The sequence below is a fragment of the Crossiella sp. CA-258035 genome, from assembly GCF_030064675.1.
Taxonomy (GTDB): domain Bacteria; phylum Actinomycetota; class Actinomycetes; order Mycobacteriales; family Pseudonocardiaceae; genus Crossiella.
On the sequence record NZ_CP116413.1, the window covers coordinates 3186074 to 3201585 of the forward strand.

Below are 15512 nucleotides of genomic sequence, written 5' to 3' on the forward strand. Positions count from 1 at the left end.
GGCGTCACGAAAGCGGGAATCCATGAGCTGCCCCCGGGAGGTCAGGCAGGTGGGAGGGGGGAGTGACGGTCAGGAAGCGACGGCGGCGGGCTGCCTGGTCACCGATGCGTTGAGCAGGTCGGCCATCGCGTGGATCGCTCTGAGCGTGGGAACTTCAGCGCCAGTCAGCTCCGCGAGCTCGACGACCGCCGCCAGGATGACGTCCAGCTCCAGGGGCTTGCCCTTCTCCAGGTCCTGGAGTGTGGAGGTCTTGTGCTCGCCGGCTTTCTCGGCCCCGGCCAGCCGTCGTTCGATGGAGATCTCGGGGTGGGACCCCAGCCGTCGCGCGACCTCCAGGGTCTCCCGCATCATCGACACCACCAGCCGCCTGGCGTCGTGGTGCCGGCAGATGGCGGCCATGGTGGAGCGGGTCAGCGCGGAGATCGGGTTGAACGCGATGTTGCCCATCAGCTTGAGCCAGATGTCCCGGCGGAGGTCGGCCTCCACCGGGCACTTGAGCCCGCCTTCGATCATCGCGGTGGAGAACTCCAGGCAGCGGGCGGAGATCGACCGGTCCGGCTCGCCGATGGAGAAGCGGGTGCCCTCCAGGTGGCGGATCACGCCGGGAGCCTCGATCTCGGTGGCCGCGTAGACCACGCAGCCGATGGCCCGCTGGACCGGGAGCGCGGCGCTGACCGCGCCGTCGGGGTCCACGCTGTTGATGCGGTGGTTCTCGAAGGGGCCGGGCAGACCGTGGAAGTACCACCACGGAATCCCGTTCTGCGCAGCGATGATGGTGGTGCGTTCGTGCAACAGCGGCTCGATCATCCGGCCCGCGGCGGCGTACGAGTTCGCCTTCAGGCCTAGGAAGATGTGGTCCACCGGGCCGACCTCGGCCGGGTCATCGGTTGCGTGTGGGGTGGCATGGAAGTCGCCGCGGTCGGAGAGCACCCGAACCCCGGCTTCGCGGATTGCCGAGAGGTGCGCACCGCGGGCGATGAGATGAACCTGCGCTCCGGCGCGGTGCAGGGCTGCACCCACGTACGCGCCGATGGCGCCGGCACCAAGAACAGCGATTCGCACATCACTCTCCTGTTCTTGTGTCGACAACTCATTCAGCATACAGTATGGAGTAGCCCGGTCAACGGGCCGCACGCGGCACGACCGCGTGGGTGAGGAGGCGTTGCGGTGCCTGAAGGGTTCGGGTTCCACTCGCCCCCGCCGATGCGCGTGGTCGCCACCGCCGGAGGCGCCGGAGCAGGCAAGTCCACCTTGGTGCGCGCGCTCACCGGACGGGATCCGTGGGCACGTCTGCCCTCGGGGCGAGTGCTGGCATTGGTGGATGAGGCGGTTCTGACGAGCGTGGCCACCGCGGAGGCGGTGGTGTTCGTGGTGGCGGCCGACCAGGAGTGGTCGGAGCAGGTGGCGATGCAGCTGGATGCGTTGCACGCCTTGGACATCCGGCACGGGTTGCTGGTGGTGACCCGATCCGACCTGGCTGATCCCGGCCCGGTGCTGCGGCGGACCCGCCGCGCCATGGCCACCGGTGCGCTCGGCCGGATCGAGTCCGCGGTGGTCAGCGCGCGCACCGGCGCCGGCATCGACCGGCTGCGCCTGGTGCTGGACCGGCTGGCCGCCGCGCTGCCCCCGTCACCGGAGGTCCCGGTGCGGCTGTGGGCCGACGGGTGTGCGGAGGCGGGCGCGGAGGACAAGGGCGTGCTGGTCACCGGCACCCTGCTGACCGGGTCGATCGAGCGGGACACCGAACTGGCCGTGGGTGCGCAGGACCGGCGGCTGCGGGTGGGCGGGCTGGAGTCGTTGGGGCGTCAGGTGTCCGCGATGTCCGCTCCGGCCCGGATCACGGTTCACCTGCCCGAGGCGCAACCGGATGAGTCGTTCACCGGCGCCGCGCTGGTGACCCCTGGGCGGTGGCGGCACGTGGACGTGGTCGACGTGCGGTTGCGCCCGCTGCCCGGCCGCAAGCTGGGCGGGGTGCACGGGCACCTGGAGCTGGCGCTGGGCTCGGCCCGGCAGCCGGTGTTCCTCCGGGTGCTCGACGGCGACATCGCGCGACTGCGGCTGAGCGAGCCGCTGCCGCTGCGCATCGGCGACAAGGCGCTGCTGCGCGGGGCCGAGGAGGTGCTGGCCGGGTGCACCGTGCTGGACATCCTGCCGCCGGAGCTGGACACCGAGGCGCAGCTGGCCGGGCGTGGCCTTGAACTGATGAGTCGGTCAGCGATTCCCAACGGCGGCGACGAACTGCGCAGGCGCGGCCTGGTCAAGGCCGGCGACCTGCTGGCCATGGGCTGCGCCCTGCCGGTCGCGCCCAGGGCCGGAGACTGGCTGATCGACCCGGCTGAGCTGGACGAGCTGTGCCAGCGACTGGCCGCCCTGGTGCGTGCCCGCGCGCGCGAACAACCCTATGACCCCGGCGTGCCCAAGGCGGAAGCGGTGGCACTGCTGGCTTTGCCACACCGAAGACTGCTCGAACCGGTGGCGAGAGCGGCTCGTGACCTCGGTGTGCGGATCAACCAGGGCCGACTGGTGCTCACCGAAGGCGGGACCGAGCTCCCGCAGCCGGTGCGGCAGGCGGTGGAGAAGCTGCGCGCCGAGCTGGCGCGCAGTCCCTTCAGCGCGCCGGAGGCCAACCAGCTCGCCGCGTTGCGACTGACCCCCAAGTCGCTCGCGGCCGCCGTGCGCACCGGTCTGCTGCTCCGGCTGGCCGACGGCGTCTACCTCGGACCGGATGCGGTGGAACGGGCGGTTGCGGTGTTGTGCACACTCCCACAGCCGTTCACCGTGGCCGCGGCCCGCACCGCGCTGGGCACCTCCCGCCGGGTCGCGGTGCCCCTGCTGGAACTGCTCGACACCCGCCGGATCACCGTCCGGCTACCCGACAGCAGACGTCGGATTCGCCCGGAACACGACTGATGAAGGGATCTCGGCGGGTGAATTCCGTCGAGCGGCCCACGTGCGGACCCTGGACAACGTTACTCCGACGGAGTATCACTAAACCACCATACGGTATGCAGTATGGGGATCGAGTGGTGTGCGGTCCGCGCAACGTCGGCCTTCACCAGTCACCACCAAACACAGCCCGAGTCGACCCAGAGCAGGCGACCGGGCAGCGACGTGAGGAGATGACGCACCTATGGCGCAGACTGCCGAGGCTCTGCCCAGCGCCAGCCAGGTCGAGGTGAAGGAGACCGGAGAAGGTCTCATCTCGGGCGGCCATCTGGTGGCGAAGGCTCTCAAGGCCGAAGGCGTCGACGTGGTGTTCACTCTGTGTGGCGGCCACATCATCGACATCTACGACGGCTGTGTGGACGAAGGCATCGAGGTCATCGACGTCCGGCACGAGCAGGTGGCCGCGCACGCGGCCGACGGCTACGCCCGGATCACCGGCAAACCGGGCTGCGCGGTGGTCACCGCGGGACCGGGCACCACCGACGCGGTCACCGGGGTCGCCAACGCGCTGCGCGCGGAGAGCCCGATGCTGCTCATCGGCGGCCAGGGCGCGCTGAGCCAGCACAAGATGGGCTCACTGCAGGACCTGCCGCACGTGGACATGATGGCCCCGATCACCAAGTTCGCCGCCACCGTGCCGGACACCGCCCGCGCGGCGGACCTGGTCTCGATGGCCTTCCGCGAGTGCTACCACGGCGCGCCCGGCCCGTCCTTCCTGGAGATCCCCAGGGACGTGCTGGACGCCTCGGTCCCCATCGAGAAGGCCCGCATCCCCAAGGCGGGCCACTACCGCGCCTCCACCCGGTCGGCGGGTGACCCCGGCGACATCGAGAAGCTGGCCGACCTGCTGACCAAGGCGGAGAAGCCGTGCATCCTGCTCGGCAGCCAGGTCTGGACCACCCGGGGCACCGACTCGGCCATCGACCTGGTCCGCGGCCTCAACATCCCCGCCTACATGAACGGCGCCGGCCGTGGCACGCTGCCGCCCGGCGACCCGCACCACTTCCAGCTCTCCCGCCGCTACGCCTTCACCAACGCCGACCTGATCATCATCGTGGGCACCCCGTTCGACTTCCGGATGGGTTACGGCAAGCGGCTTTCCGCCGACGCCACCGTGGTGCAGATCGACCTGGACTACCGCACGGTCGGCAAGAACCGCGACATCGACCTGGGCATCGTCGGTGACGCCGGCATGGTGCTCTCCCAGGTCTTCCAGGCCACCACCGGCCGGGTCAGCAACGGCGCCACCGGGCGCAAGGCCTGGCTGGAGGAGCTGCGCGCGGTGGAGGAGCAGTCGCTGGGCAAGCGGATGGCCCGGCAGCGCTCCAACGCCAACCCGATCGACCCCTACCGCCTGGTGCACGAGATCAACGAGTTCCTCACCGAGGACTCCATCTACATCGGCGACGGCGGCGACATCGTCACCTTCTCCGGCCAGGTGGTCCAGCCCAAGTCGCCCGGCCACTGGATGGACCCGGGCCCGCTGGGCACCCTCGGCGTGGGCATCCCGTTCGTGCTGGCGGCCAAGTACGCCCGCCCGGACAAGGAGGTCGTCGCGCTCTTCGGCGACGGCGCCTTCTCCCTGACCGGCTGGGACTTCGAGACCCTGGTCCGGTACAACCTGCCGTTCGTGGGCATCGTGGGCAACAACTCCTCGATGAACCAGATCCGCTACGGCCAGGCGGTCAAGTACGGCGAGGACCGCGGCCGGGTCGGCAACACCCTCGGCGACGTGCCCTACGACCAGTTCGCCAAGATCCTCGGCGGCTACGGCGAGGAGGTCCGCGACCCCGCCGACATCGCGCCCGCGCTCCAGCGCGCCCGCGAGTCGGGGCTGCCGTCGCTGATCAACGTGTGGGTAGACCCGGACGTCTACGCGCCGGGAACCATGAACCAGACCATGTACAAGTAGGCCCGGAGGGGGAGTTCGGTTATGGGACAAGCACTTGAGGGTGTTCGAGTCCTGGACATGACCCACGTCCAGTCCGGGCCGTCGGCCACCCAGATCCTGGCCTGGCTCGGCGCGGACGTGGTCAAGCTGGAGGCGCCCAGCGGGGACATCACCCGCAAGCAGCTGCGCGACATCCCCGATGTCGACAGCCTCTACTTCACCATGCTCAACTGCAACAAGCGCAGCATCACGCTGAACATGAAGAGCGACAAGGGCAAGGAGCTGTTCACCAGGCTCGTGTCCGATGTGGACATCCTGGTGGAGAACTTCGGTCCGGGCGCGGTGGACCGGATGGGCTTCACCTGGGACAAGCTCCAGGAGATCAACCCCAGGCTGATCTACGCCTCCATCAAGGGTTTCGGTGACGGGCCCTACACCCACTACAAGGCCTACGAGGTGGTCGCCCAGGCCATGGGCGGCTCGATGACCACCACCGGCTTCGAGGACGGCCCGCCGCTGGCCACCGGCGCGCAGATCGGCGACTCCGGCACCGGCATCCACACCGTGGCCGGCATCCTGGCCGCGCTGTACCAGCGGGAGTCCACCGGGCGCGGCCAGCGGGTCACCGTGGCCATGCAGCACGCGGTGCTCAACCTGTGCCGGGTCAAGCTGCGCGACCAGCAGCGCCTGGCGCACGGGCCGCTGGCGGAGTACCCCAACAAGGAGTTCACCGACGAGGTGCCGCGCTCGGGCAACGCCTCCGGTGGCGGCCAGCCGGGCTGGGCGGTGCGGTGCAAGCCGGGCGGGCCCAACGACTACGTCTACGTGATCGTGCAGCCCGTCGGCTGGCAGCCCATCGCCGAGCTGATCGGGCGGCCGGAGCTGGCCGAGGATCCCGAGTGGGCCACCCCGGAAGCCCGGTTGCCCAAGCTGGACAAGATGTTCCAGCTGATCGAGGAGTGGACGGTCAACCACACCAAGCGCGAAGTGCTGGCCATGCTCAACGCCAAGAACGTCCCTTGTGGACCGATCCTGTCCACAAAGGAGCTGATCGAGGACGAGTCGCTGGTGGCCAACGAGATGGTGGTGACGGTGGACCACCCCGAGCGCGGGGCGTTCAAGACCGTCGGCATGCCGCTCAAGCTGTCCGACTCGCCTGCCAAGGTCGAGCGGTCCCCGCTGCTCGGCGAGCACAACGAGGACGTGTACGTGAAGGAGCTGGGGGTTTCCGTCCCGGAACTGGCCCAGCTCAAGGCGAACGGAGTGATCTGAGCCATGGTGGCTTACGACAGGGCCGCGGTGCGCGAAGTCCTGGACAAAGCGCGCGCCGAGGGCCGCGAGTCGCTGACCGCCCCCGAGGGCAAACGACTCTGTGACGCCTACGGCATCCCGACGCCGGGCGAAGGACTCGCCAACAGGGCGGACGAGGCGGTGAGCCTGGCGGCCGGAATCGGCTTCCCGGTGGTCATGAAGATCGTCTCGCCGGACATCCTGCACAAGACCGAGGCCGGCGGCGTCATCGTCGGCGTCACCGACGAGGCCGGTGCCCGCGCCGCCTACGAGAAGATCATCGCCAACGCCAAGGCGTACCAGGCGGATGCCGACATCACCGGTGTCCAGGTGCAGCAGCTGCTCGCCGAGGGCCAGGAGGTGATCATCGGCGCGACCACCGACGAGACCTTCGGCAAGATCGTGGTCTTCGGCCTGGGCGGGGTGCTGGTGGAGGTCCTCAAGGACGTCACCTTCCGGCTGGCCCCGCTGGCGCAGGCCGAGGCGCGGGCCATGGTGGAGGACATCAAGGCGGTGGAGATCCTGCACGGGGTCCGCGGCGCCGACCCGGTGGACCTTGATGCGCTGGCCGAGGTGGTCAAACGGCTGTCGGACCTGGTCACCGACTTCCCGGAGATCCGCGAGCTGGACCTCAACCCGGTGTTCGCGGCCAAGGACTCCGCGATCGCCGCGGACGTCCGGGTGCTGGTGGAGACCGGGGAGATCACCGAGAAGCACGTCTACTCCGACGAGGAGATCATCACCGCGATGAACCGGCTGATGAAGCCGAAGAACATCGCGGTGATCGGCGCCTCGGCCGAGGACGGCAAGATCGGCAACTCGGTGATGAAGAACCTGGTCAACGGCGGCTACCAGGGCGGCATCTTCCCGATCAACCCGAAAGCGGACGAGATCCTGGGCCGCAAGGCGTACAAGGCGATCGGCGACGTGCCCGCCGATGTGGACGTGGCGGTCTTCGCCATCCCGGCCAAGTTTGTGGCCGGGGCGCTGGCGGAGTGCGGCAAGAAGGGCATCCCGGCCGCCGTGCTCATCCCCTCCGGCTTCGCCGAGACCGGCAACCACGAGCTGCAGGACGAGGTCGTGGCGATCGCGCACCAGTACAAGATCCGGCTGCTCGGCCCGAACATCTACGGGTACTACTACACGCCGGAGAACCTGTGCGCGACCTTCTGCACGCCGTATGACGTCAAGGGCGGGGTGGCGCTGACCTCCCAGTCCGGCGGCATCGGCATGGCCATCCTGGGTTTCTCCCGCACCACCAAGATGGGTGTCTCGGCCATCGTCGGCCTCGGCAACAAGTCCGATGTGGACGAAGACGACCTGCTCACCTTCTTCGAGCAGGACGAGAACACCCAGTGCGTGGCCATGCACCTGGAGGACCTGAAGAACGGCCGCGCCTTCGTGCAGGCGGCCAAGCGGATGACCAAGAAGAAGCCGGTGGTGGTGCTCAAGGCCGGCCGCACCTCGGCCGGGGCCAGGGCGGCCAGCTCGCACACCGGCGCGCTGGCCGGTGACGACAAGGTCTACGACGACATCCTGCGCCAGGCCGGGGTCGTGCGCGCCCCCGGGCTGAACGAGATGCTGGAATATGCCCGCGGGCTGCCGCTGCTGCCCACGCCCAAGGGCGAGAACGTCGTCATCATCACCGGGGCCGGTGGCTCCGGGGTGCTGCTCTCCGACGCGTGTGTCGACAATGGACTGTCCATGATGGAGATTCCACCCGACCTGGACGAGGCGTTCCGCAAGTTCATCCCGCCTTTCGGGGCGGCGGGCAACCCGATCGACATCACCGGCGGCGAACCGCCCTCGACCTACGAGGCCACCATCCGGCTCGGCCTCGAGGACCCGCGGATCCACGCGCTCATCCTCGGCTACTGGCACACCATCGTGACCCCGCCGATGGTCTTCGCCGAGGTCACCGCGCGGGTGGTGAACGAGGCCAGGGCCAAGGGCATCGACAAGCCGGTGGTCGCCTCACTGGCGGGTGACACCGAGGTGGAGCGGGCTAGTGAATACCTGTTCGACCATCGTATTGTCGCCTATCCCTACACCACGGAGCTCCCGGTCGCGGTGCTGGGCGCGAAGTACCGCTGGGCACGCGCGGCGGGATTGATCGAGAAGTAGGCCGACGGCTGACCGGTAGCAGGGGTCCCGTCGGCCAGCCGGGACCCCTGCTACCAGGCCAGGGAGGTTCAACGGGCGGAGTCCGAGAGTTCTCGTGAAAGAGGTTTCTCATCATGGATCCTTCGAACACCCCGAGCGCGGGGCCGGCCACCAGCGGGGGTAGCGACCTCGCCGGTGGCGGCCAGGAACGCGTGTGGCGGGCCGGTCGGCTCGATCCGATGCCCATCCGGAAGCTGCCCGACGCGCCACCGTCGGTGCACCTGATCGGCCCCACGGTGTTCCTGGTGGCACTCGGGGTCGGCATGGGCGAGTCCTACATGTGGCCCCGGCTGGTGCTGATCTTCGGCCCGGAGATCCGCTGGCTGTTCCTGATCGGCGTCACCCTGCAGGCCGTGGTGATGCTGGAGATGGCCCGCTACGCCATGGCTACCGGCGAGAGCATCTTCGCCGGCGCGGCCCGCGTGTTCAAACCGATCATGTGGTTCTTCTTCGTGGTCGCGATCGCGGTCTACATCTGGCCGGGCCACCTCTCCGCGGGCATGTCGGCGCTGGAGAACATCACCGGAATACCTTGGCAGCTCAGCGCAATCGTCGGCCTGATCCTGGTCGGCGTGATCTTCAGCCTGGCCAAGGTGATCTACAACCTGCTGGAGAACGTGCTCTCGGTCCTGATCGGGATCCTGGTGGTCAGTACCGCGGTGGTGGCGGCACTGGTCGGCACCTGGGGCGACCTGGCCAGCACGATCAGCGGCATGTTCACCTTCGGGTACTTCCCGAGCGAGATGTTCACCTCTACCTGGTTCCCGATCGTGGTGGGCTCCATCGCCTTCGCCGGACCCTCCGGTATGCAGCAGATGTGGTACACGCTGCACCTGCGGGACTCCGGGGCCGGCATGGGCGCGCACATCCCGAAGATCAAGGGCCTGCGCAGCTCCGAATCGGGCGCGGACGAGCAGATGCCGGCCCGCGGCTTCATGTTCGACACCGAGGACCCGGAGGAGATGGCCAAGTGGAAGGGCTGGCGGCGCTGGGTCACCTTCGACGCGCTGCTGCTGTTCTGGGGCGTGACCATGTTGGTCACGGTCTCCTTCACGGTGCTGGCGCAGACCGCGGCCCGGCAGAACCCCAACGTGAAGGAGCTGATCGCGGCCGGCGACCGCGGTGCCGCGTTCAACGCGATGGCCGACGCCTTCTCCTCACTCGGCGGTCCCGCGCTGGGCACGGTGTTCTTCGGCTTCATCGCGCTGATCGGGTTGAACGCCACCCTGGGCCTGTTCGACTCCTTCTCCCGCGGCCAGGCCGACATGACCTACTTCTTCGTGCCCGGCGCCAAGAAGATCGGCATGTCCCGGCTCTACGCCGGCTTCCTGTGGGGCCTGATCGTCTTCGGCATCATCATCCTGCTGTGGGGCCCGGCCAAGGGCCCGGCGGCGATCCTGGACATCCTGGCGTTCCTGTCCGCCTTCGCCATGGGCGCCTACTGCATCGTGTTGCTGTTGGTGAACAACAAGATGCTGCCCAAACCGATCCGGCCGAAGTGGTGGACCAACGTCATCATCGGCTTCGGCGCGGTGTTCTACCTGAGCGGGTTGTTCTACTCCCTGTTCGCCTACGGCGTGGTATTGGACTGACATGAGTGAATCGCGGCAACCGCCACGCATCAGCGCCTTCGCTCAACTGGCCGCCCCCGGCGCGCTGGTGGGTGCGCTGGCCGGCTCGATCGCCGGCCTGCTGGCCCTGCTCGTCGGCCAGCCCCCCGCCTGGGCGCTGACCACCGCACTCGGTCTCGGCCTGCCGCTGGCCCTGCTCGGCGGGCTCTACGGGATTGGCGCGGCCACCGGCCGCATCCGGCTCGGCGTGTTCGCGCCGGCCGCGGTGTTCTGGCTCATCGGGTTCCCGCTGAGCAGGCTCATCCAGGAGGTCGCGCTGCCGCTGGTGGTGGCGGGCGAGCTGCGGGTGCCCGCGGACCTGCTCGGGTTCCTGGCCTACCAGGGGATCGTGAGCGCCGGGTTCGCGATCGGCTTCATCTGGCTGCACGAACGCCTTGCCCCGCAGCTGTTCCGGCGGTTCGCCGCGACGAACCCGTTGGCCGCCAACGCATTCACCCGTTACGCGACCCACGCGGAGACGGTGTGGGCGGCCAAGACCCGTGCCCGCGCCGCGCGAGCGGCTGCCAGAGGAGCCTGATGACCTTCTCCATGTGGGTCTGGATCGCCACGGTGGGTGGTCTGGGCGCGATCCTCGCGTTCGACTTCTACCTGGCCGCCCGCAACCCGAGGGACCCCTCGTTCAGAGAATGTGTTGGCTGGACCGTCGCTTACGTCACCCTGGCCGTCCTCTTCGGACTCGGGGTGCTGTGGCTGGCCGGTCCGCGCTACGGCGGGGAGTTCTTCGCCGGCTGGATCACTGAGTACTCGTTGTCGGTGGACAACCTGTTCGTGTTCATGCTGATCATGAGCAGGTTCGCGGTGCCCAAGCTGTACCGGCAGAAGGTGTTGCTGGTGGGCATCGTGATCGCGCTGCTGATGCGCGCGGTGTTCATCGCGGTGGGCGCGGAAGCGGTGTCCCGGTTCAACTGGCTGTTCTACGTCTTCGGCGCCTTCCTGATCTACACGGCCTGGAAGCTGCTCCGGCAGGACCCGAACGCGGAGGAGGAGTTCTCCGAGAACGTGGTGCTGCGCACGGTGAAACGGTTCGCTCCCACGACGGATGACTACGTGGGCGCGAAGATGGTGACCAGGATCGACGGGCGGCGGATGGTGACGCCGATGCTCATCGTGATGGTCGCGATCGGCACCACCGACCTGTTGTTCGCCCTGGACTCGATCCCGGCGATCTTCGGGCTGACCAAGGAGCCGTACCTGGTCTTCACCGCCAACGCGTTCGCGCTGCTGGGGTTGCGCCAGCTGTTCTTCCTGATCGGCGGCCTGCTCGACCGGCTGGTCTACCTGTCCATCGGGCTGGCCGTGATCCTGGCGTTCATCGGCGTGAAGCTGGTGCTGGAGGCCATGCACACCTCCGGCGTGCCGTGGGCGCCGACGGTCTCCATCCAGATGTCGCTGTCGTTCATTGTGGGGACGCTGGCGGTGACCATCATTGCTAGTGTGATCAAATCCCGGCGGACCGAACGGGCCGCTGCCGCGACCGCGGCACCGGAGCCCGTTCCGTCGGCTCAGGCCTCGTCCAGCTCAGCGGCGCTGGACGAGACCGGAACCGGATGACCTACGTCCACTGGAGCTGTCCCTGGACCCAGTGAGCGGCAGTGCGGTTTCGGCGATCATGAGGGTGGCCGGGGTCAGGAGGAGGCAACCTCCTGGCCCTGGTCCCGCCGCGTCGCGGTGGCACTCTGGCCTCGCAGGTAGTTCTCCACGCCCGCGGTCGGGTTCTTCTTGGCCTCGGCCATCGCCGTGGCCATGCCCAGACCCATCGGGCGGCTGCCGCGGTAGCCCGCGGGCTCCTCGGTCAGCGAGCGCAGCAGCTGCTTGAACTTGCGCATCATCGATACACCTCCTCACATCTTGGGATACCCGAGGGCGTCGATGCCATTCGGGACTGTGGTGGGAAACTCTTCTCGCGGTCCGCCTGCTGGGATCGGGACCGGCGAGACCCGGTCCTAGATCTGGGGCTTCACGGCGGGCGAGGTGCGCGCCACGGTCCGCCTGCGGCGCCGCAGGGGCACCTCGGGGGCGGGGGTGGCGGCCTGCGTGCTCTGCCGGGCCTCCAGGTAGGACTGCCGGGTGCGGTCGGTGTGCTCGCGCATGATCTCCGCGGCCCGCTCGGCGTCACCGGTGGAGATCGCGCTGATCAGCTTGCGGTGCTCCCGCCAGGACTGCTTGCCGCGCTGGCGGGCGACCGGGGTGTAGAACCAGCGGACCCTGCGGTCGACCTGGGCGGCCAGCTCCAGCAGCACCTTGTTCCCGGACAGCTCGGTGACCAGGCGGTGCAGGGCGGCGTTGGCCGCCACCGCACCGTCCACGTCGTCGGCCAGCACCGCGGCCTCGCCCTGCTGGCAGATCTCCCGCAGCCGGGCCACGCCCTCCTTGTCCGTGTTCAGCGCGGCCAGCCGCGCCGACTCGGTCTCCAGCAGGGTGCGCACCGCGAGCAGCTGGTCGGCCTCCTGTTCGGTCGGCACGTGCACGAACGCGCCGTAACCGGGTACCAGGTCCACCCAGCCCTCGTTGTTGAGCCACTGCAACGCCTCACGCACCGGCTGGCGGGACACGCCGAGCATCTCGGCCAGCTCGCCTTCGACCAGGTGCTGGCCGGGGGCGAGGCTGCCGGTGATGATGAGGTCGAGCAGGGCCTCGAAGACCCGCTCCCGCAGGGGAACCGGCCGATCGATCCGGCGTGCGGCCGTGCCCTGCGCAAGCTCCGACATCGTGTGCTCCAGAGGTGAGGTGGGCGCTTTCGCCCGGTGTGCCGATCTTGAGTCTATTTGTGCCCGGTCGACTGCCTACAGCATACAGTGTTCCATATGCCCGAAATGCGTGAGGACTGCCACAAGCATTGGATCACCCATACCGAGTACCTAATTGGGAAAGCTACCCACCGATCGCACGCTGTAGGTGACCTGCTGCCACGGTCCAGATGTCCATAATGCCCCAAATGGCCGCGCACCTCAGCGGACACGCTGGGTTGTCCAGACTAATGGGATACGACCAGGCTGCCGCAGGCGCCGGCAGAGCAGTGCCGAACACAGTGCGAGCCCGCCCGCAAGCAGGAAAAGTACCGGGTACCCCGAAGTAGGGACGGCCAGCGCGGTCAGGCCCACCCCGGCTATTCCGCCAAAGGCCTTCGCGCTGTAGACCACCGCGTGTATCTCGCCGTGCCGCCGGTCCCCGAAGTACTCCCGGACCAGGCTGGCCACCATCGGGTAGCAGGCCCCGCCCGCGCCGGCCAGCACGGCTGCGGTCAGCAGCAGCGGCAGCGAGCGGTCGGTGGCACTGGCGGCCAGCGCGAGCTGTGACAGCGCGAGCACGGTGAGTGCGCCGGCCAGCGTGCGCGCCCGGCCGATCCGGTCGGAGACCCGCAGCACCACCGCCCTGGCCGCCCCGTTGGCCGCTACCAGCAGTGCGGTGGCCGCGCCGATGACCGGCGCGGACAGCGCCATCCCGGCGGCGAAGGCGGCGAAGCTGGCCACCGTGAACAGGGTGACCGCGCTGGCGCAGAACAGGATCACCGCGAGCGCGGGCAGCGCGCCGTCGCGCACCGCCTCGCCGGGGGAGTACTCGCGCACCGCGGGCAGGTTGGCCGAGCCGGGGCCGCGGCGACGGGAGAGCGCCCAGTCGCGCGGGTCCACGTGCGGCGGCCACCAGTTCGACGGCGGGTCGCGGAAGAACAGTCCCGCCGCGGCGATCACCAGGCCCAGCGCCAGGCCGGTGCCGTCGAGCACCGGGACCAGGTTGGCGGTGGTCACCGAGGGGAAGACGAAGAGCAGGAACGGGACCGCGCCGCAGGCGAACGCGCCGGTGACCAGGCTGACCCGAACCGCGGACCGGTCGGGGAACCACTTGGCCACGGTGGAGGCACTGACCGCGTAGACCAGTCCCGCGCCCGCGCCGCCCAGCAGCGAGAAGCCCAGCAGCGCGCCCAGGTAGCTCGGCGCGTGCCCGAGTGCCACCGGGCCGGTCAGGCACAGCGCCGCGCCCGCCATCACCAGGGCCACCGGGCCGACCACCCCCCGTTCCCGCAGGTAGGCCACTGGCAAGCCGACGCCAGCCTGTGCCACGATCCACAGCGCCAGCAGCCAGCAGGTCTGTGCGGTGGACCAGCCGTGCAGTGCGGACAGGGTGGGCACCAGCGCGCCGAAGGAGTACTGGAGCACGCCCGCCGCGGCCATCGCGGCCAGCGGCAGGACCAGCTGCCAGGACCGGGAACGCCCGGTCAGCAGTTCGGCGGTGGGGCCGACCTGGTAGTCGCGGCCGAAGCAGTCGCGGAGCTCACTGGGTGGGGGAGTGGTCATCGTGGCCTCCCTCTACTAGATACTGTATGCAGTATACACAAGGTAGCCGGGTTGGGGACCTGCCGAAATCCATGCCGACAGGCACTGGTGCTGAGTCTCACATACTGTATACAGTAGGCGGCGTGGATCTGTACGAGTACCAGGCGAAGGATCTCTTCGCGCAGCACGGGGTCCCGGTGGGTCCGCCGCAGCGGGTCGTCGAGGATCCGGCCGACGCCCGCGCGGCAGCGGCCGAGTGGGGCGGCAGGGTCGTGGTCAAGGCGCAGGTGAAAACCGGCGGCCGTGGCAAGGCGGGCGGGGTGAAGCTCGCCGTCGACCCGGAGGACGCGGAAGTCAAGGCCGGAGCCATCTTGGGGCTGGACATCAAGGGGCACGTGGTGCGCCGGGTGCTGGTGACCCCCGCTTCGGAGATCGCCGAGGAGTACTACGTCTCCTTCTTGCTCGACCGGACCAATCGCACCTTCCTGGCGATGGCCTCGGTCGAAGGCGGGATGGACATCGAGGAGGTCGCTGCCACCAATCCGGCGGCCCTCGCCAAGGTGCCCGTTGACGCCATCGGCGGCGTCGACCTGGCCAAGGCCAGGGAGATCGTGACCGCCGCGCACTTCCCGGCCGAGGTGGCTGAAGATGTCGCCGCGGTGCTGGTGAAGCTGTGGAACACCTTTGTAGCCGAGGACGCCACCCTGGTGGAGGTCAACCCGCTGGTCCGTGACCCCCGGGGCAGCATTCTCGCCCTCGACGGCAAGGTGACACTGGACGAGAACGCCGGTTTCCGGCATCCGGGACACGGCGAGTTCGTGGACCGGGCCGCGGAGAACGAGCTGGAGCAGCGGGCCAAGGACAAGGGCCTCAACTACGTCAAGCTGGACGGCCAGGTCGGCGTCATCGGCAACGGCGCGGGCCTGGTCATGTCCACTTTGGACGTTGTCGCCTACGCGGGCGAGCGGCACGGCGGGGTGAAGCCGGCCAACTTCCTGGACATCGGCGGCGGCGCCTCGGCCGAGGTGATGGCCAACGGCCTGGAGATCATCCTGGGCGACGCCGACGTGCGCTCGGTGTTCGTCAACGTCTTCGGCGGCATCACCGCCTGCGACGCGGTGGCCAACGGCATCGTGGCCGCGCTGGAGATCCTGGGCGCGGAAGCCACCAAGCCACTGGTGGTGCGCCTGGACGGCAACAACGTGGCCGAGGGCCGCCGCATCCTGGCGGAGGCCGGCCATCCGCTGGTGACCGTGGTGGAGACGATGGACGACGCGGCCGACAAGGCCGCCCAACTGGCAGCGGCGGGGGTGTGACTCG

At 69.0% G+C, this 15512-nt stretch carries 12 protein-coding genes; 8 read left to right on the forward strand and 4 right to left on the reverse strand.

The annotated features are described in order from the left end of the window. Positions 1–69: 69 nt before the first annotated feature. Positions 70–1062, reverse strand: a complete 993-nt coding sequence (locus N8J89_RS14700; RefSeq protein WP_283664903.1) for a 2-dehydropantoate 2-reductase — start codon at positions 1060–1062, stop codon at positions 70–72. A gap of 105 nt (positions 1063–1167) precedes the next feature. Here N8J89_RS14700 and N8J89_RS14705 point away from each other — a divergent pair, with 105 nt between their 5' ends. The 7 genes from N8J89_RS14705 to N8J89_RS14735 all read left to right on the forward strand — a co-directional run bounded on the left by N8J89_RS14705 (position 1168) and on the right by N8J89_RS14735 (position 11472). Further along, complete coding sequence (locus N8J89_RS14705) at positions 1168–2910, forward strand: selenocysteine-specific translation elongation factor (RefSeq protein WP_283664904.1); 1743 nt, start codon at positions 1168–1170, stop codon at positions 2908–2910. A 220-nt stretch (positions 2911–3130) separates the two neighbouring features. Next, positions 3131–4858 carry a thiamine pyrophosphate-binding protein gene (locus N8J89_RS14710; RefSeq protein ID WP_283664905.1) on the forward strand — a complete coding sequence of 576 codons (1728 nt, stop codon included), beginning with the start codon at positions 3131–3133 and terminating at the stop codon, positions 4856–4858. Between the two features lie 21 nt (positions 4859–4879). Next, complete coding sequence (gene frc / locus N8J89_RS14715; RefSeq protein ID WP_283664906.1) at positions 4880–6109, forward strand: formyl-CoA transferase; 1230 nt, start codon at positions 4880–4882, stop codon at positions 6107–6109. A gap of 3 nt (positions 6110–6112) precedes the next feature. Next, positions 6113–8251, forward strand: a complete 2139-nt coding sequence (locus tag N8J89_RS14720) for an acetate--CoA ligase family protein (protein WP_283664907.1) — start codon at positions 6113–6115, stop codon at positions 8249–8251. 113 nt (positions 8252–8364) lie between these two features. Beyond that, positions 8365–9882: an Nramp family divalent metal transporter gene (locus tag N8J89_RS14725; RefSeq protein WP_283664908.1), complete on the forward strand. Its 1518-nt coding sequence runs from the start codon at positions 8365–8367 to the stop codon at positions 9880–9882. 1 nt (position 9883) lies between these two features. After that, positions 9884–10438: a hypothetical protein gene (locus N8J89_RS14730; protein WP_283664909.1), complete on the forward strand. Its 555-nt coding sequence runs from the start codon at positions 9884–9886 to the stop codon at positions 10436–10438. Further along, complete coding sequence (locus N8J89_RS14735; protein WP_283664910.1) at positions 10438–11472, forward strand: TerC family protein; 1035 nt, start codon at positions 10438–10440, stop codon at positions 11470–11472. Before N8J89_RS14730 ends, N8J89_RS14735 begins: the two co-directional genes overlap by 1 nt. A 74-nt stretch (positions 11473–11546) precedes the next feature. On the opposite strand, the gene N8J89_RS14740 is transcribed toward N8J89_RS14735, so the two are convergent. The 3 genes from N8J89_RS14740 to N8J89_RS14750 form a co-directional block, all read right to left on the reverse strand. Next, positions 11547–11750, reverse strand: a complete 204-nt coding sequence (locus N8J89_RS14740) for a hypothetical protein (RefSeq protein WP_283664911.1) — start codon at positions 11748–11750, stop codon at positions 11547–11549. A 114-nt stretch (positions 11751–11864) separates the two neighbouring features. Then, a complete protein-coding gene (locus N8J89_RS14745; RefSeq protein WP_283664912.1) occupies positions 11865–12629 on the reverse strand; it encodes a GntR family transcriptional regulator in 765 nt (254 codons plus the stop codon). 240 nt (positions 12630–12869) lie between these two features. Beyond that, on the reverse strand, positions 12870–14213 hold the full coding sequence (locus N8J89_RS14750) for an MFS transporter (protein ID WP_283664913.1): 1344 nt from the start codon (positions 14211–14213) through the stop codon (positions 12870–12872). Positions 14214–14335: 122 nt separating this feature from the next. Here N8J89_RS14750 and sucC point away from each other — a divergent pair, with 122 nt between their 5' ends. Further along, positions 14336–15508 carry an ADP-forming succinate--CoA ligase subunit beta gene (gene sucC, locus N8J89_RS14755; RefSeq protein ID WP_283664914.1) on the forward strand — a complete coding sequence of 391 codons (1173 nt, stop codon included), beginning with the start codon at positions 14336–14338 and terminating at the stop codon, positions 15506–15508. Positions 15509–15512: the final 4 nt, after the last annotated feature.

Excerpts from the sequence above, each read along its gene's own strand:
- N8J89_RS14730 (WP_283664909.1), top strand. The coding sequence starts at position 9,884 with ATGAGTGAATCGCGGCAACCGCCACGCATCAGCGCCTTCGCTCAACTG.
- N8J89_RS14710 (WP_283664905.1), top strand. The coding sequence starts at position 3,131 with ATGGCGCAGACTGCCGAGGCTCTGCCCAGCGCCAGCCAGGTCGAGGTG.
- N8J89_RS14740 (WP_283664911.1), bottom strand. The coding sequence starts at position 11,750 with ATGATGCGCAAGTTCAAGCAGCTGCTGCGCTCGCTGACCGAGGAGCCC.
- N8J89_RS14750 (WP_283664913.1), bottom strand. The coding sequence starts at position 14,213 with ATGACCACTCCCCCACCCAGTGAGCTCCGCGACTGCTTCGGCCGCGAC.
- frc (WP_283664906.1), top strand. The coding sequence starts at position 4,880 with ATGGGACAAGCACTTGAGGGTGTTCGAGTCCTGGACATGACCCACGTC.
- N8J89_RS14725 (WP_283664908.1), top strand. The coding sequence starts at position 8,365 with ATGGATCCTTCGAACACCCCGAGCGCGGGGCCGGCCACCAGCGGGGGT.
- N8J89_RS14735 (WP_283664910.1), top strand. The coding sequence starts at position 10,438 with ATGACCTTCTCCATGTGGGTCTGGATCGCCACGGTGGGTGGTCTGGGC.
- N8J89_RS14745 (WP_283664912.1), bottom strand. The coding sequence starts at position 12,629 with ATGTCGGAGCTTGCGCAGGGCACGGCCGCACGCCGGATCGATCGGCCG.
- N8J89_RS14720 (WP_283664907.1), top strand. The coding sequence starts at position 6,113 with ATGGTGGCTTACGACAGGGCCGCGGTGCGCGAAGTCCTGGACAAAGCG.